General features: G+C 65.7%; 13 protein-coding genes and 2 pseudogenes. 10 read left to right on the top strand and 5 right to left on the bottom strand.

Annotation, left to right across the window (positions count from 1 at the left end; translation table 11 throughout):
• The first annotated feature begins 9 nt into the window (after positions 1-9).
• The 3 genes from cysD to W823_RS40725 are packed head-to-tail and all read left to right on the top strand — an operon-like array spanning position 10 to position 3,574.
• Positions 10-924, top strand: coding sequence for a sulfate adenylyltransferase subunit CysD (cysD, locus tag W823_RS40735; RefSeq protein WP_023957340.1), 915 nt, complete (start codon positions 10-12; stop codon positions 922-924).
• The gene (gene cysC / locus W823_RS40730) at positions 924-2,807 is read left to right on the top strand and encodes an adenylyl-sulfate kinase (RefSeq protein WP_023957339.1); all 1,884 of its coding nucleotides are present in this window, start codon (positions 924-926) and stop codon (positions 2,805-2,807) included. The genes cysD and cysC overlap by 1 nt, the downstream gene beginning before the upstream one ends.
• On the top strand, positions 2,804-3,574 hold the full coding sequence (locus W823_RS40725; RefSeq protein WP_023957337.1) for a 3'(2'),5'-bisphosphate nucleotidase CysQ: 771 nt from the start codon (positions 2,804-2,806) through the stop codon (positions 3,572-3,574). The genes cysC and W823_RS40725 overlap by 4 nt, the downstream gene beginning before the upstream one ends.
• Before the next feature lie 17 nt (positions 3,575-3,591).
• On the opposite strand, the gene eccA is transcribed toward W823_RS40725, so the two are convergent.
• Positions 3,592-5,424, bottom strand: a complete 1,833-nt coding sequence (gene eccA / locus W823_RS40720) for a type VII secretion AAA-ATPase EccA (protein ID WP_023957335.1) — start codon at positions 5,422-5,424, stop codon at positions 3,592-3,594.
• Positions 5,425-5,575: 151 nt separating this feature from the next.
• Between eccA and purL the strand changes: the two are divergent.
• The 4 genes and pseudogenes from purL (at position 5,576) to W823_RS40700 (ending at position 10,947) form a co-directional block, all read left to right on the top strand.
• A pseudogene (gene purL, locus W823_RS40715) lies at positions 5,576-7,853 on the top strand (phosphoribosylformylglycinamidine synthase subunit PurL).
• A gap of 123 nt (positions 7,854-7,976) precedes the next feature.
• Entirely contained in the window at positions 7,977-8,453 is a 477-nt protein-coding gene (locus tag W823_RS40710; protein ID WP_023957333.1) for a MarR family winged helix-turn-helix transcriptional regulator, read from the top strand.
• Positions 8,454-8,455: 2 nt separating this feature from the next.
• Complete coding sequence (locus W823_RS40705) at positions 8,456-9,733, top strand: MFS transporter (protein WP_031332029.1); 1,278 nt, start codon at positions 8,456-8,458, stop codon at positions 9,731-9,733.
• A 134-nt stretch (positions 9,734-9,867) separates the two neighbouring features.
• Complete coding sequence (locus tag W823_RS40700) at positions 9,868-10,947, top strand: diacylglycerol kinase (RefSeq protein ID WP_023957328.1); 1,080 nt, start codon at positions 9,868-9,870, stop codon at positions 10,945-10,947.
• Between the two features lie 18 nt (positions 10,948-10,965).
• Here the strand turns inward: W823_RS40700 and W823_RS40695 are convergent.
• Positions 10,966-11,996: pseudogene (locus tag W823_RS40695) on the bottom strand (NAD-dependent epimerase/dehydratase family protein).
• Between the two features lie 213 nt (positions 11,997-12,209).
• Between W823_RS40695 and W823_RS40690 the strand changes: the two are divergent.
• A complete protein-coding gene (locus W823_RS40690) occupies positions 12,210-13,058 on the top strand; it encodes a phytanoyl-CoA dioxygenase family protein (protein ID WP_023957326.1) in 849 nt (282 codons plus the stop codon).
• A 25-nt stretch (positions 13,059-13,083) separates the two neighbouring features.
• On the opposite strand, the gene W823_RS40685 is transcribed toward W823_RS40690, so the two are convergent.
• The 3 genes from W823_RS40685 to helR all read right to left on the bottom strand — a co-directional run bounded on the left by W823_RS40685 (position 13,084) and on the right by helR (position 18,604).
• The gene (locus W823_RS40685) at positions 13,084-14,592 is read right to left on the bottom strand and encodes a glutamate-cysteine ligase family protein (protein WP_023957324.1); all 1,509 of its coding nucleotides are present in this window, start codon (positions 14,590-14,592) and stop codon (positions 13,084-13,086) included.
• 63 nt (positions 14,593-14,655) lie between these two features.
• Positions 14,656-16,293 carry an ABC-F family ATP-binding cassette domain-containing protein gene (locus tag W823_RS40680; RefSeq protein ID WP_031332027.1) on the bottom strand — a complete coding sequence of 546 codons (1,638 nt, stop codon included), beginning with the start codon at positions 16,291-16,293 and terminating at the stop codon, positions 14,656-14,658.
• Between the two features lie 82 nt (positions 16,294-16,375).
• The gene (helR, locus tag W823_RS40675; RefSeq protein WP_023957320.1) at positions 16,376-18,604 is read right to left on the bottom strand and encodes an RNA polymerase recycling motor ATPase HelR; all 2,229 of its coding nucleotides are present in this window, start codon (positions 18,602-18,604) and stop codon (positions 16,376-16,378) included.
• A gap of 335 nt (positions 18,605-18,939) precedes the next feature.
• Here helR and W823_RS40670 point away from each other — a divergent pair, with 335 nt between their 5' ends.
• Both W823_RS40670 and purF read left to right on the top strand, forming a co-directional pair.
• Positions 18,940-19,320 (top strand): sterol carrier family protein, encoded by a 381-nt coding sequence (locus W823_RS40670; protein WP_031332026.1) that lies wholly within the window; start codon positions 18,940-18,942, stop codon positions 19,318-19,320.
• 118 nt (positions 19,321-19,438) lie between these two features.
• Complete coding sequence (gene purF / locus W823_RS0128785; protein ID WP_030173945.1) at positions 19,439-20,992, top strand: amidophosphoribosyltransferase; 1,554 nt, start codon at positions 19,439-19,441, stop codon at positions 20,990-20,992.
• Positions 20,993-21,040: the final 48 nt, after the last annotated feature.

Raw genomic sequence — 21,040 nt, 5'->3', positions numbered from 1 at the left:
ACTCTCACGGTGCTGACAACGGGGTACGAGCTCACCCATCTGGCCGCCCTCGAGGCGGAATCGGTCTTCATCTTCCGAGAGGTCGCCGCGACGGCGCAGCGGCCGGTGCTGCTGTTCTCCGGCGGCAAGGACTCGGTGGTGATGTTCCACGTGGCGCGCAAGGCGTTCTGGCCTGCGCCCGTTCCCTTCCCGCTCATGCACGTGGACACCGGGCACAATTTCCACGAGGTCATCGACTACCGGGATCGGGTCGTCGACAAAACCGGTGTCCGGCTGGTGGTTTCGAGTGTCCAGGACGACATCGACGCCGGTCGGGTGGTGGAGCAGACCGGTCCCGGTGCCAGTCGTAACCGGCTGCAGACCACATCGCTGCTGCGCGGGATCCGGGAGAACAATTTCGACGCCGTCTTCGGTGGCGCGCGACGCGACGAGGAGAAGGCTCGCGCCAAGGAGCGGGTCTTCAGCTTCCGAGACGAGTTCGGCGCCTGGGATCCACGAGCGCAACGGCCCGAATTGTGGAACCTCTACAACGGCCGCCACAACAAAGGGGAGCACATCCGGGTGTTCCCCCTGAGCAACTGGACCGAACTCGACATCTGGCAGTACATCGCCGCCGAAGAGATAGAACTGCCGAGCATCTACTACGCGCATCGGCGCGAAGTGGTGCCCCGGGACGGGATGCTGCTGGCCAAGACGCCGTACGTGGAACTCGCACCGGGCGAGACGGTGTACACCGAGCAGGTGCGGTTCCGGACGGTCGGCGACGCGACGTGCACCGGATGTGTGCTCAGTGACGCCGTCACGGTCGAGCAGGTCATCGATGAAGTGGCCGCCACCAGACTCACCGAACGCGGTGCAACCCGAGCCGACGACCGAATCTCGGAGTCCGGCATGGAAGATCGCAAGAAAGAAGGATACTTCTGATGACCGTCGACCAGGAACTGATCATCGGCGAGCCCGTGCGGCGCGGACGGAAAGAGTTGCTGCGGTTGGCAACTGCCGGAAGCGTCGACGACGGCAAATCCACACTGATCGGCCGGCTGCTGTACGACTCGAAGAGCATCTTCACCGACCAGATGGAGTCGATCGAGCGCACCAGCTCCGAACGCGGCGACGAATACGCCAACCTCGCGCTGCTGACCGATGGCCTTCGTGCAGAGCGCGAGCAGGGCATCACCATCGACGTGGCGTACCGGTACTTCGCAACACCCAAGCGCAAGTTCATCATCGCCGACACCCCCGGGCATGTGCAGTACACCCGCAACATGGTGACCGGGGCATCCACCGCCGACGTGGCACTCGTTCTCATCGACGCCCGCAAGGGAGTACTCGAGCAGACCCGCAGGCACGCCTTCCTGTCGTCGTTGCTCGGCATCGCGCACATCGTCTTGTGTGTGAACAAGATGGACCTGGTGGATTGGTCGGAAGAACGATTCACCGAGATCAAAGACGAGTTCAGCGCATTCGCCAGCAAACTCAACGTGACCGACCTCAGCTTCATACCGGTGTCGGCGCTGCTCGGGGACAATGTGGTCGATCCGTCGGTACACATGCCCTGGTATCGGGGTACTTCGCTGCTCGGACACCTCGAGGACGTCCACATCGCCTCGGACCGCAATTTCATCGACGCCCGGCTGCCGGTGCAATACGTGATCCGTCCTCAGGTCAGCGACGGATCGGACCATCGCAGCTACGCCGGAACCATCGCCAGCGGAACGTTCAAGCCCGGCGACGAAGTGGTGGTGCTGCCCAGCGGATTCAGCACCACCGTGGCCGAGATCTGGGGCCCCGGCGGCAGCAAGCTCGACGAGGCATTCGCGCCGATGGCCGTGTCCGTCTCGCTCGCCGACGAGATCGACATCACCCGCGGAGAGATGCTCGCCCGTCCCAACAATCGACCGTACGTAGGTCGCGACATCGATGCGATGGTGTGCTGGTTCTCCGAAGACACCGAGTTGAAGCCGGGTAACCGCTACACCATCCAGAGCTCGACCCGCGAGTCGAAGGCCGTGATCGGCGACCTCACCTATCGGCTCGACGTCAACTCCCTCCATCGTGAGGAGGGGCCACAGGAGTTGCGGCTCAACGAGATCGGGCGCGTCCGTCTGCGCACCCAGCAACCCATGATGTTCGACTCGTACCGCCAGCATCGCTTCACGGGTAGCTTCATCTTGATGGACGAGGCGACGAACAAGACCGTCGGCGCCGGGATGATCAACGGTCCGGTCAGCAACGACTCCCACGTGGTCTGGCACAGCTCGTCGGTGACCAGAGAGCAGCGCTCCCATCGTGGGGCGACCATCTGGTTGACCGGACTGTCCGGTTCCGGGAAGTCGTCGATCGCATCGGAACTGGAACGATCGATGGTGGCCGAAGGCCGTCCGGCTTACCTGATGGACGGTGACAACCTCCGCCATGGGCTGAACTCCGATCTCGGGTTCGGAGACGACGATCGCCGGGAGAACATCCGGCGCACCGCCGAGGTCGCGGCACTCTTCGCGGACTCGGGTGCGGTTGCGATCGTTTCGCTGATCAGCCCCTTCGCCGCCGAACGCGAGCGGGCGCGCGAGGTCCATGCCGAACGCGGCCTGCCGTTCTTCGAGGTGTTCGTCGACACGCCGCTCGAGGTCTGCGAGGAACGCGACCCGAAGGGGCTGTACGCGAAGGCGCGTCGCGGTGAGGTCGCACACTTCACCGGCATCAGTTCGCCCTACGAGCGACCGGAAGCGGCGGACGTCGTCATCACCCCCGGTGACGGTGCGCCTGCCGACGTCGCGGAGGCCATCCGCCGTAACCTGGGCGTGTGACTGTGACCTCATCCGATGCAGAGCTCGCCGGTCGTCTTGCCACCGAGGCCGGGAATCTGCTGGTCGAACTCCGATCAGACCCATCGCTGAACGGCAAAGAGCTGGGCAAGGCCGGGGATCTGCGCTCCAACGACTTCCTGCTCGACGCGCTCGCGCGTGAACGGCCGGGCGACTGCGTGCTGTCCGAGGAATCGGCTGACGATCTGTCCCGGCTCGACGCCGACCGCGTGTGGATCGTCGACCCTGTGGACGGCACAAAGGAATACGGTCTGGACGACCACACCGACTGGGCTGTGCACGTTGCACTGTGGGAAAAGGGGTTGGGGCTGACTGTCGGCGCGGTCTCGCTGCCGGGGCTCGGTGTCACCTACGTCAACGATGGGGCGCCGGTGCCACCCACCACCGGTCTGGCGAGAACACCGCGGGGCGACAAGCCGCGCGTGGTCATCAGCGGCTCGCGGCCTCCCGCTTTCGCCGAGTCGGTCGCCACGGCCATCGGTGGTGAGCTGCTCCCGATGGGATCGGCAGGCGCCAAGGCGATGGCAGTGGTTCGGGGTGAGGCCGACGCGTATGTGCACGCCGGTGGACAGTACGAGTGGGACTCGGCCGCGCCGGTGGCTGTGGCGAAGTCACATGGGTTGTGGTGCAGTCGGATCGACGGACTGTCGCTGGAGTACAACCAGCGCGACGTCTATCTACCCGATCTCGTCATCTGCAGGCCTGAACTCGCCGAGTCGATCTTGGAAGTGACCCGAGCTGCCGGCTGAGGATTCGCGGGGCCGGTCTACCGGACCCGACCTTGTCCGCTCCGCAATCCGCCGAGCACACCGGCCAATGCGGCCTGCATGTCCGAGGCCTCGATGCGCATGAGTGCGTCGTCGTCGAGGTCGGCGAGTTCGATGGTGCCGCTTGTCAGACGGTGTTCGCGTTCTTCCTCGGCGTTCTCGACCACGTTGCGGACGAAGCGCCCGTTGCCCGCGAGGTCGATCATGCGACGCTCCCGGCCGAACTCGTCGAACTCGACCTGATGACACAGGGGAGCGCACGCCATCTCGAGTTCCCGGAGCGCTTCCGCCGACAGTAACGAATCACGTTTGCGGGCAAGAAGATCCGCGATCTGGGTGAGTTCGGTGGGACTGTAGGAGTCGAATCTGATGCGCTTGGAGAATCGTGACGACATTCCCTCGTTCGCGGCGAGCAGCCGGTCGATCTCTGCGTCGTAGCCTGCGATGATCACCACCAGCCGGTCGCGGTCGTCCTCCATCCGCGCGAGCAAGGTGTCGACGGCTTCGCGACCGAACGCGTCGCCGCCGGAGAGGCCACTCTGCACCAGCGTGTAGGCCTCATCGATGAACAGCACGCCGTCCATCGCACGGTCGATCACCTCCGATGTCTTGATGGCCGTGCTACCGAGGTGTTCGCCCACCAGATCACGACGTGAGACCTGCACCACCGCATCGGTTTTGATGAGACCGAGCCCGCAATAAATCTTGGCGACGATGCGCGAGATGGTGGTTTTGCCGGTGCCGGGTGGACCGGTGAATGCCAGGTGCAGACTGCGTGGGCCGGTCGCGAGGCCCTTGTCCGATCGGATCTTCGCCAGGGTGGCTGCCGACTGCAGCTTGGTCACCTGGTTCTTGACCGATTCGAGGCCGATCTGCTCGGCGAGTTCGGCCTGTGCCGCCGCGAGCAGATTTCCCTCGGAGTCGTCCGGAGCAGAGGCCGAGGCCGCGACTGTCTCTGCTGCAGCGGCCGGGTCCCAGCGGTCGCTACGAGAGTCGATCGTCTCGGCGGTGGTGATCACCAACCGGAAGCGCTGGTCCGAGAGGGCCTTGGAGTTGGCCGCGAACGAGGGGTCACGGGAATACACGGCCTCGAACCGTTCACGCGCCGGCGCCTCCATGCCCTGCTCGCGTAGTGCCAGCCCGTGGGTGAACATCGCCGCCGTCGCGGCGGCGGGGATCGGCCCATTCGCGGCGGCTTCGAGTCGCCGCACACCTTCGGTGAACAGGCCCATCTGCACGCACGCCGATCCGGCCATCAGGTCGGCGCCTGCGTTCATGTACTCGTCCGTCCACGCGGTCGACGGAGCCAGTGCGGTGAGCACGTCTGTCCAGCGCTGGGTGCGGAAGTGCAGGCTGGCCCGTAGGTAGTCCACGATCGGTGGCCGGCCTCGGCCGGCACATTCGTCGGCCGCCTCGTCGAGGGCGTCCTCGGCTCCCTGATAGTCGGCGCCGGCGATCAGGGTGGCCGCGTACGCCACGATGGCCTCGGTGCGGTCGGCCAACGGATAGTCGATGTACAGGCCGGTGGAGAAGCGGCCGGACAACGTACGCGGCGGAAGTCCCAGTCGACGCTGCTCGGCGCCGATCGTCGCCCGGCAGCGGTACAGCTGAAGCACCACGGACGCAGAGCTGTCCCCGGACGCCACCCGCCCCAGCCACGCGTCGGCCATCATGGGCGCCCACTCGGTGGCCCGGGTGAAGGCGAGCGCGGCCTTGGCCGGATCGGCCGGATACTGCTCGCCGTCGATCGGTATCCCCGACGACCGGACCGCGAAGTCGAACAACTGGCGTGCCTTGGCGGCAGACGAGCGCGACTGCCCTGCGTCGATCATTGTCGTTTCCCCCTGTGTACCGACCAGCCGAACGACGAATCAGCTGGTCTGGCCCCCCGCGCACAGTTCCCACTCCCGCTGCGCTGCCCGAGACACTACCGCGAGGAGGACGAGATCACCCCGCCTGTCGGCCTCCGCCTAGACTGTCACCGTGAGTGCAGACGTAGATACCGTTTCCGTCGCCGCCGATACCCCCGACCAGCCCCAGCCGTTTCGCGAGCTGGGCCTCAAGGACGACGAGTATCAGCGGATCCGTGAGATCTTGGGCCGCAGGCCGACCGCCGCCGAACTGGCCATGTATTCGGTGATGTGGTCCGAGCATTGCTCGTACAAGTCATCCAAGGTGCATCTGAGGTATTTCGGCGAGACCACCACCGACGAGATGCGCTCCTCGATGCTCGCGGGCATCGGCGAGAACGCCGGTGTGGTCGACATCGGCGACGGCTGGGCGGTCACCTTCAAGGTCGAATCGCACAACCACCCGTCGTATGTCGAGCCCTACCAGGGCGCCGCGACCGGGGTGGGCGGCATCGTCCGCGACATCATGGCCATGGGGGCGCGCCCGATCGCCGTGATGGACCAACTGCGATTCGGTGCAGCGGACGCGCCGGACACCCGCCGGGTGGTCGACGGTGTGGTGCGCGGTGTCGGCGGGTACGGCAACTCCCTCGGTTTGCCGAACATCGGCGGCGAGACGGTGTTCGACGCGTCGTACGCCGGGAACCCGTTGGTGAATGCACTCTGTGCTGGTGTCATGCGGGTTGAGGACCTGCACCTGGCGTTCGCGTCGGGGACCGGTAACCGGATCATCCTGTTCGGTGCCCGCACGGGTCTCGACGGGATCGGCGGTGTGTCGGTGCTCGCGTCGGAGACCTTCGACGACACGGGTGGTGGGCGTCCGAAGAAGCTACCCGCGGTGCAGGTCGGCGATCCCTTCACCGAGAAGGTGCTCATCGAGTGCTGCCTTGATCTGTACAAGGCGGGCATCGTCATCGGCATCCAGGACCTCGGCGGTGCCGGATTGTCTTGTGCCACCTCCGAATTGGCTGCTGCCGGTGACGGCGGGATGCGCATCGAGCTGGAGAAGGTCCCGATGAGGGCCACCGGGATGACCCCGGCCGAGGTGCTCTCGAGCGAGTCGCAGGAACGCATGTGTGCCGTGGTGGCGCCGGAGAACGTCGAGGCGTTCATGGAGGTCTGCCGCAAGTGGGACGTGCTGGCCACCGACATCGGCGAGGTCACCGACGGTGAGCGTCTCGAGATCACCTGGCACGGCGAAACCGTGGTCGATGTTCCGCCGCGGACCGTCGCCCACGAAGGGCCGGTCTACGAGCGTCCCGTCGCGCGGCCGGAGTGGCAGGACGGCGTGATCGCCTCCACGACAAAGGATCTGAAGCGGCCGGCCTCCGGCGACGAGCTGCGTGACACGCTGCTGCAGATGATCTCCTCGCCCGCGTTGTGCAGCCGACGGTTCATCACCGAGCAGTACGACCGCTACGTGCGGGGCAACACCGTGCTGGCCGAACATGCGGACTCGGGGATGATCCGGATCGACGAGGCGTCGGGCCGCGGTATAGCGCTCTCCACCGACGCGTCGGGTCGCTACACCTACCTCGATCCCTATCGCGGCGCGCAGCTCGCGTTGGCCGAGGCATACCGCAACGTCGCGGTCAGCGGCGCGAGCCCGAAGGCCGTCACCAACTGCCTGAACTTCGGGTCGCCCGAGGACCCCGCCGTCATGTGGCAGTTCCAGCAGGCCGTGCGCGGATTGGCTGACGGCTGTGCGCAATTGGGTATCCCGGTCACCGGCGGGAACGTGAGTTTTACAACCAGACCGGCGCCACGCCCATCCTGCCGACGCCGGTTGTCGGTGTTCTCGGTGTCATCGACGACGTGCGTCGACGCATCCCGACCGGTTTCGGTACCGAGCCGGGGGAGACCCTGATCCTGCTCGGTGACACCCATGACGAATTCGATGGATCGATCTGGTCGCAGGTGGTGCACGACCACCTCGGTGGCACGCCGCCTGCTGTCGACCTCGAGCGTGAGCGTTTGCTGGCCGCCATCCTCACCGCAGCGTCGCGCGATGGCCTGGTGTCCGCTGCGCACGACCTGTCCGAGGGTGGCCTCGCGCAGGCCGTCGTCGAGGGAGCACTCGCGGGCGAGACCGGTTGCCGGATCTTGCTCCCCGAAGGCGCTGACCCGTTCGTCTGGCTGTTCTCCGAGTCGTCGGGCCGAGTTCTGGTCGCGGTGCCGCGTACCGAGGAGACCCGGTTCACCGGCATGCTCGACGCGCGGCAGATGCCGTGGACCCGCATCGGCGTGGTGGATCAGGGCAGCGATTCGGTCGAGATCCAGGATCAGTCTCGATCCCGCTGACCGAATTGCGCGAGACCTTCGAAGCAACGCTCCCAGCCCTCTTCGGCTAGCCCGATTTTGGTGGGTTTCGGCGGCCGCGACCTGCGGTTTCGGTCGCCGTAACCCACCAAAATGGGGTACTGGAGCCGCGGTTCTACTTGATAGTTCGAAGTCCTAAGTATTACCCTTGCTAAGTGTTTGACAACGAGCTGACCAACCTGGCCGACGCCATCCGCCCGACGATGGCTCGGGTGTATCTGACGATTCGCCGACGGTCGCCGTTCGGCGAATACACCGCGGCGCAGGGCTCCACCCTGGCGACCCTGGCAGAGCACGGACCGATGCGGATGGGAGAACTGGCCCGCCGCGAGGGCGTGCGGATGCCGACCGTGACAGCGGCCGTGGATGTGCTGGTCGGTCACGGGCTGCTGCGTCGCGACCCCGATCCCGATGACCGTCGGGCGGTGCAGGTGAGCATCACCGACGACGGGCGGCGCGAGATGGCGCAGCTGCAGTCGGCGCGCAACGAGGTGCTCGCCCGAGCGATGGCGGGCATGACCGACGACGAGTTGCGAGCCCTCCGAGCCGCTGTCCCCGCATTGCGGTCGCTGCGCGCACAACTGGAGAGTCTCGATGAGTCGAGTGCCTCACGATTTGAAGAAGAGGAGTGAACATGACAACAGGGCAAGGTGATTCGTCACAGGTTGCCGAACACCAGGGATTTTTGGACGCAGTTCGCGGGCAGCCGGTTGCGGTGTGGGCCACGGCATTCGCGGCCGTCATCGCATTCATGGGTATCGGTCTCGTAGACCCGATCCTGCCGGAGATCGCCAAGCAACTCGATGCAGGCGCCGACCAGGTCACTTTGCTGTTCGCGGTGTACATGGGCGTGCAGGTGTTCGCGATGCTGATCACCGGATACAGCTCGTACCGCTTCGGGCCGAAACGCACACTCATCGCCGGGCTCGCCTTCATCGTTGTCGCAGCGGGTGTTTCGGCAACCGCCAACGGAATCGGCGAGCTGATCGCCCTGCGCGTGGCGTGGGGGTTGGGCAACGCCCTGTTCATGGCGACAGCACTTGCCTTCATCGTGGGATCGGCTCGCGGCGGTCAACACGGCGCGATCCTGCTCTACGAGGCAGCCCTCGGGGTCGGGCTTGCGGTCGGGCCGCTGCTCGGTGCGATTCTCGGCGAATGGACGTGGCGCGCCCCCTTTGCCGGTACGGCGGTCCTCATGGCGATCGGCGCCTTGCTCTGCGCGATGAAGCTGTCGAAGGATGGTCCGGCCACGGCGCGCCCCAAGGTGGGTATCGCAGACCCGTTGCGCGCGTTGCGAAATCGTAGGCTCCTGGTGACAGGTATCGGCTCGGCGTTCTATACGGCGGGGTTCTTCACCGTGATCGCCTGGGCGCCGATCGTTCTGGACATGCGACCCATCTTCCTGGGGCTGGTGTTTGTCGGATGGGGCCTCTGCGTCGCGCTCAGCGGCGTGACGCTCGCACCCCGGGTGGTCGAGGCCCTCGGCGAACGGCTCGGCGTGATCACTGCTGTCGGTGTCTTCGGCATCGTGATGGCTGTTGCGGCCATCGGAACGGCCGGTGACCTGAAGCCGTTGGTGATGGCCGCGATCATCGTCTCGGGGATCCCGTCTGGTGTGCTGAACACTGCGCTGACCGGCATGGCGATGGCGGCAGGAACCGGTCCGCGGTCGGTGTCGAGTGCCGGATACAACTTCTTGCGCTGGATGGGTGCGGCGGTGTCGGCGCTGTTGGTGGCTCATCTCGCGGAGTGGTTCGGCACCAACGCAGCCCCCTACTGGTTTGCCGTGGGCTACAGCGTGGTCGCCATCGCCGCCATCGCAGTGGTGGGGACGCAATCGGAGCCCGAACCCGCTGCCGCCACCGACCGCCGTCTCGAAGAAGCCGCGCTGGTCGGCGCCGAAGAGATGTAGTCGTCTTCCACCCTCGAAAGTGGTGGGTTTCGGGGACGGCGACCAGCAGGTTTGCTCCACCGAAACCCGCCACTTTCGGGGTGGGCGGGGTCTAGGGTGAAACGTGTTCTAGTTTCTGTCCTGGAGGTCATGAAGTGGCGTTACGTGTAGTGGTCTGGTCAACCGGCACGATCGGGAAGCTGGCGATAGCGGGTGTGCTCGCCCGCCCCGAACTCGAACTCGTCGGGGTCTGGGTGTCGAATCCCGACAAGGTCGGCAAGGACGTCGGCGAGCTCGCCGGTCTGGGCCGCGAACTGGGAATCGCTGCCAGCGGAGACAAAGAAGAACTGCTGGCGCTGCGCCCCGACTGCATCGTTCACGGCGCCATGACCGACGACCGCATCATGGAATCGGTCGAGGACCTGATCAGCTTCCTGGAAGCAGGGGTCAATGTGGTCTCGTCCGGACCGGTTGCGCTGGTCTATCCGGACGGTGTGTTCCCCGACGACTTCAACGAGCGCATACGCGCGGCAGCACGAGCGGGCAACGCCAGTCTTCACGTCAACGGCATCGATCCGGGTTTCGCCAACGACGTCCTGCCGCTGGCGATGACGTCGTTGTCCAAGCGGATCGACGAACTGCGAGTGGCCGAGATCGCCGACTACTCCACGTACTACCAGCCCATGACGATGACCGAGCTGTTCGGCTTCGGCAAACCCATGGACCATCAGTCGATGCTCTGGATGCCGGGGGTGCTGTCGCTGGCGTGGGGTCCCGTCGTGCGGCAACTGGCTGCCGGTCTCGACCTCACCCTCGATGAGCCCCTCGTGGAGCGGATCGACCGCCGACCTGCCGAAGAGGATTACGACATCGCGTCGTGCCACATCGCCAAGGGGACGATGGCTGCGGTGCGGTTCGAGGTCATCGGCACCGTCAACGGATCTGAGCGCATCATTCTCGAACACGTCACCCGCACGAAGGCCGATGCCCAACCCGAGTGGCCGATCCCCAGTCACGGCGACGGCTGCTACCGCATCGAGATCACCGGCGATCCGGTGATGACGGTCGACTTCGTGCACCACGGCGAGAACGGCGATCACAACGATTCCGGAATGCTGGTCACCGCAATGCGTTTGGTGAACGCTGTGCAGGCCGTGGTGGAGGCCCAGCCCGGTCTGCTGACCGCGTTGGACCTCCCACAGATCACCGGTCGGGGATTGGTCACCAAGGACTGAGGTGACCACCGGCGACCATCAGATGGCCGCCGGGGTGGCGCCGGTGTCGGCCGAAGCCTTGCTCCCGGCGACCTTGAGCTGTCCCTCGGCCACCATGAAGGTCACGAAGTCACGCATCGTCTCGGCGACCGGCCTCGGCGAGTGGCCGAGCTCGGTGCGGGCCTTGGTGCCATCGACCACCGGGGAGGCCTCGAGGGACCCGAGCGCCGCCTTCGATATCAGATCGGATTTGAAGAGTCGGCAGATGGGCTCGGCGACCGGCAGGATGGCCTTCACCATGCTCATCGGGAACGCGAATGCCGGTCCGCGACGCCCTGCTTCTCGGGCGACCATCTGGAATGCCTTGAGCATGGTGACCATCTGCCCGGTGAGCAGGTAGTTCTCACCGGTCCGGCCGTGCTCGGCCGCGGCGATCAGGCCGGCCGCGACATCACGCACGTCGATGAGATCGAATCCTCCGGTGACCAGTGCGGGCACGCGGCCACGCGCCGAATCCAGCAGCATCCCGTTGATGCGTGAGAACGGGGTGTGGTCCACCGGGCCGATCACGGCTGTCGGGTTGCAGACCACCCCGTCCAGTCCGCGGTCGATGACCTTGCGCAGCTCTTGTTCACCTGCCCATTTCGACCTGTCGTAGACCGGCAGCTCGGCGTTGTCCGATCGGCTGGATGTCTCGTCGATGACACCACCGCAGGTGTACTGGTCGTACGAGTGGATCGAACTGCAGTGCACCATGCGCCGGGCGCTACGGCCAGGGCTGCCTCTGCGACGTTGCGGACACCTTCGGTGTTGATCCGCCAGGCGTTCTCGTCGGTGTGGCGCAGCGTGATCACCGCGACCAGGTGGAACACCACGTCCACTCCGGTCAGTGCCTCGGTGATCGATTCGGGATCGAGGATGTCGGCGCTCACCCAGCTGACCGCACCGTGGTCGGCGACATCGACGGGGTGGTGCCTGTCGATGGCGACGACGGAATGACCGTCGGCGACCAGACGGTCGACGAGATTGCGACCCACAAATCCTGCGGCTCCGGTGACTGCTGCTTTCATGACGATCACTTTCGTTGTGGCGGGGCTCGGCTTCAGGCCGCTCCCCGGCGGTTCGGCACCACACTAGAACATGTTCTAATTTTGATGAACCGTCCAGTTACGTCGCCTGGGTGGGGGGACTGGCCACGGGCTCGTATTAAGACCACGTGACAACTTCGACGAGAGCACGCGCTCACCCTGAAAGAACTCCTGACCAGCGCTAACGTCTCGTGAATGACAATTGTGACCGCAGGCCCCGGCGTATACGGACCCGACGACATCGAGGGTCTCCTCTGGTTTTACGACATGCACGGCTACGTCGTGTTGCGGGGGATGCTCGCCGAAGCCGACACCGCGGCCATCGAAGCGGAATGCGTCGACGCCCAGCAGAAGGTGGTGTCCGGGGAACTCGACGACCGCTACGGCTCGACGGTGTTCCTCGATGAGGCGGCCAAGGCCGACAAGTTCGCCAACTACGTGGAGTACATCAGCGAGCTGTCGCCTGCGGTCGACGCCGCGATCACCCACCCCGTGCTGATCGACATCATGAAACAGCTTGTCGGCGAATCATGTTGGATCCGGGCGCACGAACAGAACGGCGTGGTGTACCAAGATGCCCGGCCCGGAAAGGAGTCGGGCTACACGCGTATCGGCTGGCACTCCGATTGGCAGGCGAGCCCCAGCCTCGACGTCTGGCCGAGCACGGCTTTCACCGTGCACATCGACGGCACCAGCCCGGCGAACGGATTCCTGCGGGTGGTGCCGGGAAGTCACCTGTGGGCGACCCCTGCGCCGTATCGCAACGCCAACGGGGTGTCGGTGCCGTCGACGGCGCGACCCTCGGGCGGCCGCACCGACCGCACACCACCGTTCGAGATGCCGCTCGGATTCGAGAAGATCCGCGGTGAGGTGGGCGTCTACGCCGAACGCGGCGACATCATCTTGCACGACGCCTATCTGTGGCATTCCGCCGCCCGGGCCACCGACGATGCCGCACTGCGCAGGCACGTGCGTGGCGGTTACTTCGGCGGCGTGAAACCTGCTGCCGGCGTCGAGGAATTCATCAAGAACGCGGCACGGTAGGCAACCCGGCCGAGACTCGCGACCGCTACAGATCCCAGGTGTGCACCGGCGCGCCGTCATGCATGCGTTCTATGTACTCGCGCAGCATCCCAGCCAGCGCCTCCTCACGGCTGTCGCCGGCCTGCTCGCGTGCCTGCACCGAGGCACGTTGCCACACCGAACCGGTCTGCCGATTGAGGGCACGTCCCTCGATGACCGAGAGATAGCGGTCGCGGGCGTCGGCGCTCACACCGAACGCCTGTAGTCCTTCGTCGGCCAGCGGCAACAACTTTCGCAGAACGAGCTCGTCGGGTCGCACCCAGCCGAGTGTCGGCCAATACAGTTGCGAGTCGATCCCGTCACGTGAAGCCGCCTGCAGGTTCTCGGCCGCGGCATCAAACGACATCTGCGACCACAGCGGCCGTTCGGCGTCGACCAGGCCACGCAGCACCCCGTAGTAGAACGAGGCATTGGCCATGATGTCGACAACGGTCGGTCCTGCAGGCAACACCCGGTTCTCGATGCGCAGATGTGCGTGGCCGTCGACCACGTCGTACACCGGACGGTTCCAGCGGTAGACGGTGCCGTTGTGCATACGCAGCTCTGTGAGTTCCGGGATGGTCCCCGCCTCGAGCTGTTCGAGTGGATCCTCGTCGGAGACCACCGGCAGCAGGGACGGGAAGTATCGGGTGTTCTCCTCGAAGAGGTCGAAAATCGTTGTGATCCAACGCTCTCCGAACCACACGCGCGGACGGACGCCCTGATTGATGAGTTCTTGTGGCCTGGTGTCGGTGGCCTGCTGGAACACCGGGATGCGGCTTTCATGCCAGAGTGCCCGGCCCGCCAGGAAAGGCGAATTGCCTGCCAGTGCCACCTGGACACCTGCGATGGCCTGTGCCGCGTTCCAGTGATCTGCGAAATCCTCAGGTGCCACCCGCAGATGCAGCTGCAGTGACGTGCAGGCCGCCTCGGGCAAGATCGAGTCGATCGAGGTGTGCAGCCGTTCGGATTCGCCACCCGGGGTCAGCGGGACTCCGGTGATGTCGAGTTCGATGTCTTCGCCGCGGGCGGCGAAGATCTGCTGGTTCAGCAGATCGTACCGGGGGTTGGCCGAAATCCATTGATGCGCAAAGTGTTCCTGGCGCAGCGTCGGCAGCATGCCGATCATCACCAGGTGGTTGTCGGTGCCGGCCGCGCGTTCCTCGGCGCGGTTGAGTGAATCACGCAGAGCCTGCTCGAGCGACACGGTGTCGCCGCCGACGAATGGGCGGGGCGACACGTTGATCTCGATGTTGAACTGGCCCAACTCGGTTTGGTAGTCGGGGTCGGCGATCGCCTCGAGCACAGTCGCATTCGACATCGCCGGGTTCATCGCCCGATCGACCAGATTGAGTTCGACCTCCATGCCGAGTAAGGGCTGGGGTGGATTGCCCTGATCGGTGAAGAGTCCGTTCGCCAGCATTCGGGCCACCGCCTCGGTGCATCGCCCGACCTGTTCGCGGAACAGTCGGCGGTCCTCGCGGCTGAACTCTTGGGTGTTCACATCCGTGCCCATTGATTCATGGTGTCACGGACTTCCCGTGATGTTCTCGCCGACGGGGCCTGTGCAGAACTGCCGTCAGGCCAGAGTCTCCGACAACCGGCCTGCGTCGAGGCGCCATTTGCGTGTCGAGCGCACCGTGGCCAGCATTCGTCTGTCGTGCGTGACCAACAGGACTGTCCCGGAGAACGACTCGACTGCCTGCTCCAACTGCTCGATGGCCGGCAGGTCCAGGTGGTTGGTCGGTTCGTCGAGTACCAGCAGGTTCACCCCGCGGGCCTGCAACAGCGCCAGGGCGGCGCGGGTGCGTTCACCGGGCGACAGCGAATCGGCCGGCCGCGTCACGTGGTGACCGCGCAGACCGAACTTGGCGAGCAGGGTGCGCACGTCGGCCTCGGTGAGGTCGGGAACCTGCACGGCGAAAGCGTCGGCCAGTGGGGTCTCGCCGGTGAACAACGCACGCGCCTGGTCCACCTCACCCACGAGGACTCCCGCGCCCAATGCAGCCGTGCCCTGGTCAGGGGTGACGGTGCCCAGGAGTAGCCCGAGAAGCGTTGATTTGCCAGAACCGTTGGCTCCGGTGATCACGATGCGGTCGCCGACGTTGACCTGTGTGCTGATGGGTCCGAGGGTGAAGCCGTCCCGGATGACGGCCGCGTCGTTGAGGGTGGCCACCACGGTGCCCGACCGTGGAGCGGTGGCGATCTCCATCCGCAGCTCCCACTCTTTCCGGGGTTCGGCCACCTCGTCGAGGCGTTCGATGCGGCGCTGCGTCTGCCTTGCCTTGGCCGCCTGCTTCTCGGTCGACTCCAACCGGACTGCGCGACCCATCTTGTCGTTGTCCTTGGACTTACGGCGCGCGTTGCGCACACCGTGCTCCATCCAGCCGCGCTGCATCTGTGCACGTTCGGTCAACGCGTTCTTGGTGTCGGCGTATTGGTCGTACGCGTCGCGGGCATGCTGACGGGCCACCTCGCGTTCGACGAGGAACGCTTCGTAACCGCCGGAATACACCGATACCTGCTGCTGGGCGAGGTCCAGCTCGATGATGCCCGTGACGGTCCGGGCCAGGAACTCCCTGTCGTGGCTGACGATCACCAGCGGTGTGCGAGCACCGCGGACGAAGTTCTCGAGTTGATCGAGCCCGTCGAGGTCGAGGTCGTTGGTCGGTTCGTCGAGAAGGAGGATGTCGTAGCGGGACAACAACAACGCCGCCAGGCCGACCCTGGCCACCTGCCCACCCGACAGGGTGGTCATCGGTGCGTCCAGGTCGATCGTCAGGCCCAGCTCCGAGGTGACCTGTTCGGCGCGCTCGTCGAAGTCCGCCCCACCCAGGTGCAGCCAGCGTTCGAGTGCCGGCGAATACAGGTCGTCGCCGCCGTCCGCCAGTGCGGCGGCGGCCTCGTCCATCGCCGATTGTGCCTGCGCCACCCCCACCCGCCGGCACAGGAAGTGCCGGACCGACTCCCCGGAGACGAACTCGGCCTCCTGGGCCAGGTATCCGACCTCGGCATCCGGAGGACTGAGCGTGATCGTGCCGTCGAAGTCGGCTGTGCCCTGGCCGGCGAGCAGCGTCAGCAGCGTCGACTTGCCGGCACCGTTGGCGCCGACCAGCCCGAACACGTCGCCTTCGGCAACGGTCAGGTCCAGATCGGAGAACAACGTCCGCTCACCGTGACCTGCGGACAGTCCGGCGGCATGCAGGGTGGCGCTGATGGTGGTGACGCTCCTTCTCGGGTTCTGGGCTGTCCGCAGGATATCGCCTCGACGCGGCGGCCCGGTTCTGCCGGTCGTGCCGTCACGAACCGGTGAGCACCACCAGTCGCTGCGTCGCGCGGGTCATCGCGACGTAGCGATCCACCGCGCCCTCGACACCGACACCGAACGACTCCGGGTCGATCAGGATGACCAGATCGAACTCGAGCCCCTTCGACAGCTGTGGCGTCAACCATCGGACGCGCGTAGGCTCGTCGAATTTGCTTGTGTCCACCTCGTTGTCATCGATGACACAGACCGTGCCGTCCGGGTTCTCCGTCAGCCAGGGCTCGATGATGGGGCCGAGGTCGATGATGGGGTCGAGGTCGGTGACGGATCGGTGTTCCACCGGGAAGCCGCTGCGACGGACCGACATCGGCACATTGGCATCGGGCACTACGGCCCGGATCACGGGTTCGGCCTCGGTCATGACCTCCTCGGGCGTGCGGTAGTTGATGCCGAGCGTCGCGACGTCGATGCGGTCGAGTCCGACGCGTTCGAGTCTTTCCCGCCAGGACTCCATCCGAACCTCGGACGATCCAGGGTCGGTCACCGTGAAGCCGTGCCGTGCCTGCGCGCGGTCGCCGACGATGGTGAAACTACGAGAAGGGCACCGTAGCAACAACATCTGCCATTCGGCGTCGGTCAACTCCTGTGCTTCGTCGACGACGATGTGGGCAAACGGGCCCGCGTGGGGATCGCTCGGGTCGTCCTGCCGGTCGGTGTCGTCGACCAGAGCCCGGCTCAGGTCGTGGCCGCGCAACATCGACATCACGCGCAGTTCGGAGTCGTCGGATGCGATGAGGTCGTCGACCACCCCGGATCGGCGTTCGTGTTCGGCCCGCAGGGCTGCACGTCCGCGGCGGATGCGTGAGGCGGCCTCCGGGTCGCCCAGTCGGTGTCGGGCGGCGTCGAGAAGAGGCAGGTCGGAGACAGTCCACGCCCGGGGATCGGGCCGTTGCAGTGCGGCGACCTCCTCGGCATCGAGCCAGGGCGCGCACATGCGGAGGTAGGCGGGAACAGACCACAGATCCCCGACGAGGTCGGTGGCATCCACCATCGGCCAGGCCCGATTCAGCGCGGCGCGCAGATCGTCATTCTCCCGCAGCGAGTTTCGAACCTGATCGGTTCCGACGTCACCCCGGTACCTGTCGATCAGGATCTCGATCAGTTCGTCCATGATCGCCTCGCGTGCCTCGTTGTGGGGTGTGCCGCGGTCCGGTGACCGGAAAGCCGCCGCCCAGTCCTCGGCGCTCAGCCAGATCTCGCTCCAGTCGGTCTCGACGGTCATGCCCTTCACCGGCGGTTTTTCATAGAATCGGACGGCCACCTCGACGGCGTTCACCAGGTCCGCCGATGCCTTGAGTCGCGCCACCGCGGGGTCGGCTTCAACCGTCGCCTTCGCACCCTCCGGCACAAGGTCTCTCAAGGTGCATGTCCGCACTCCTTCTTCTCCGAGACTGGGCAGGACATCGGCGACGTAAGCCAGGTAGGGCTCGTGTGGGCCGACGAACAGCACGCCGCCCCGTTGATGGCCCAGGCGCGGGTCAGAGTAGAGGAGGTAGGCGGTTCGGTGCAGTGCGACAACGGTTTTGCCGGTGCCCGGTCCACCGTCGACGACGAGTGCGCCGCGCGATCCGCCGCGGATGATGGCGTCTTGATCCGCCGCGATCGTGCCCAGGACGTCGCGCATCTTGGCCGATCGGTTCTGTCCCAGACTTGCGATGAACGCCGACTGGTCATCGAGCGCTGCGCTGCGATCCGAGTCTGCGGCCACCTGGCCTTCCGTGATGAAGACCTCATCCCAGTAGTCGGTGATCTTCTCGCCGGACCATCGGTAGCGACGGCGCCGGGTCAGGCCCATCGGATCGGCATGGGTGGCACCGAAAAATGGCTCGGCGACGGGGGAGCGCCAGTCGACCATCAGTTGCCGCCCAGAGCTGTCCGTCAGTCCCAGTCGCCCGACATACACCGGTTCGGAACCGTCCGCGCCCACCATGTGCCCGAGACACAGGTCGACGCCGAACCGCTGCAGTGTGCGCAGACGCGCAGTGAGCCGGTGGACCTCCATGTCCCGGTCCATGGCCGCCCGGCCCTCGCCTCCCGGCGCCTTCCGTTCCGCGTCGATGCGATCCCGCAGGTTCGATATCGACTCTTCCAAACTCCTCGCGACCTCGGTGAAATGGTGCTCATCGTGCGCGATCAGTGCGGGGTCGGCTTTGCGCGCCAGGTGGTGGGGCAGGTCGAAAACACTGGTGGACAACGGGTTCAAGCGCTCATCTCCTCTGACGGCTTCGCATCGCGACGGCTTGCTGCCACCGCACGGAAGGGCCGAATGTTGGCCGTGGACAGTGAGTTTGCGCCCTCAACCGGGTCTTGCCGCAAGCCCCTGGGTGCGCTATAAATTAGAAGGGGCAAGGACACGTGCCCTCTCATCTCGCCCCAAAACCATCACGCCGGGAACTTCGTTCTGGAACCGTGACGCCGGCGCCTCGCACACATCGACTCGGCCGAGTCAGATGACTCGGGAGCCTTGGAGCTGCCCGCAGCACACGACCCGACGACCACGCGCCCATCGGTGCATCGGCGGGCGTGCCACGATTGGGTGTGCCTTCTCGTAAGCCGGTCGACCCGGCAGCCATGCGTGCCGCGGTGGCGCTGGTCGAACCGTGGCTGAACGATCCCGCCGCCGCCGAGCCGACACGAGCCGAACTGGCCGATGCCGTGCGAACCTCTGCCCGCACCCTCGCTCAGGTCGCACCTGGTTCGTCGGTCGAGGTGCGGGTTCCCCCGTTCGTCGCGGTGCAGTGCATCGAGGGGCCTCGGCACACCCGGGGCACGCCGCCGAATGTCGTGGAAACAAATTCGCGCACGTGGCTGTTGTTGGTGACGGGACAGCTCGAACTCGTCGACGCGATCGACTCGGGGATGGTCACCGCATCGGGGAGTCGCGCCAGAGAGATAGATCACTGGCTACCGCTCGTCTAGATTCCAGTGCTGGTGAGACAGTTGTGACAGACACACACTCCGGCGATTCGCTAACGCGTTTCGGCTGCCCGTAGACTTGAGCCCACGCCCTCCACCAGCCCACCTCATGGGAGTGCCAGTGACCGAGCTGTCGATCAACAGCAAGAACCTGTTAGACGCCGACGAGCCTGAGAACGAGCCACGCGAAGAATGTGGCGTGTTCGGTGTCTGGGCACCCGGTGAGGATGTCGCAAAGCTCACCTATTACGGCCTGTATGCCTTGCAACACAGAGGCCAGGAGGCTGCGGGCATCGCCGTGGCCGACGGCTCGCAGGTCTTGGTGTTCAAAGACCTGGGGCTCGTCTCGCAGGTGTTCGACGAGCAGACCCTCGGCGCCATGCAGGGCCACGTGGCCATCGGCCACTGTCGCTACAGCACCACCGGATCCACCACCTGGGAGAACTCCCAGCCCATCTTCCGTACCACCGCCGCGGGCACAGGCGTGGCGCTCGGTCACAACGGAAACCTCGTCAACACCTCCGACCTGGCCAGCAAGGCCCGTGATTTCGGGTTGATGGATTCGCGTCGCGCCGGCGGCGCCACCTCGGATTCCGACGTCGTCGGGGCGCTACTGGCCCATGGCGCGGCGGATTCGACCATCGAGCAGGCCGCGATGGAGTTGCTCCCGACCCTTCGGGGTGCGTTCTGCCTGACCTTCATGGACGAGCACACGCTGTACGCGGCGCGCGATCCGCACGGCGTCCGGCCACTGTGCCTCGGTCGTCTCGACCGTGGGTGGGTGGTGGCGTCCGAGACCGCGGCCCTCGACATCGTCGGCGCGTCCTACGTCCGTGAGATCGAGCCGGGTGAACTCCTCGCCATCGACGCCGACGGCGTCCGCAGCTCCCGTTTTGCCGAGGCCACGCCCAAGGGTTGCGTCTTCGAATACGTCTACCTCGCCCGGCCCGACAGCGTCATCAACGGACGCTCGGTGCACACCACCCGGGTGGAGATCGGTCGCCGGCTGGCGCGCGAGTTCCCGGCCGAGGGCGACCTCGTCATCCCCGTACCCGAATCGGGCACGCCTGCCGCGGTCGGATACGCCCAGGAATCAGGCATCCCCTACGGCCAGGGGCTGATGAAGAACGCCTACGTGGGACGCACCTTCATCCAGCCGTCGCAGACCATCCGTCAGCTGGGCATCCGGCTGAAACTCAACCCTCTCAAAGAGGTCATCCGCGGGAAACGGCTTGTGGTCGTAGACGATTCGATCGTCCGCGGTAACACGCAGCGCGCGTTGATCCGCATGCTCCGCGAGGCAGGCGCGGCCGAGGTGCACGTGCGTATCGCATCGAGCCCCGTGCGCTGGCCGTGCTTCTACGGCATCGACTTCGCATCGCCCGCCGAACTGATCGCCAACGGCACGGACTCCGAAGAGCATCTCGTGGAAGGCGTTCGGCACGCCATCGGGGCAGACTCCCTCGGCTACATCAGTACCGACGAGATGATCGCCGCCACCGAGCAGCCCGCCGACAACCTCTGCGCCGCATGCTTCACCGGTGAGTACCCGATCGAGCTGCCCAAGGAGACATCCATGGGCAAGGCGGTTCTCGAGACGATGCTCAAGAATGCCGCGACGGGCTCCGACGTGCTCGCCGACAACGACAACGTGAGCGCGATCCGCCGGCCCTAGGCCACAGTCGCCGTTCCCGGTCGCGAGTCATCCCTGGCGTGAGGATGA

Source organism: Williamsia sp. D3, assembly GCF_000506245.1.
GTDB lineage: Bacteria > Actinomycetota > Actinomycetes > Mycobacteriales > Mycobacteriaceae > Williamsia > Williamsia muralis.
Note: the sequence above shows the minus strand (reverse complement) of the source record. Positions and strands in the feature narration are given on the sequence as shown.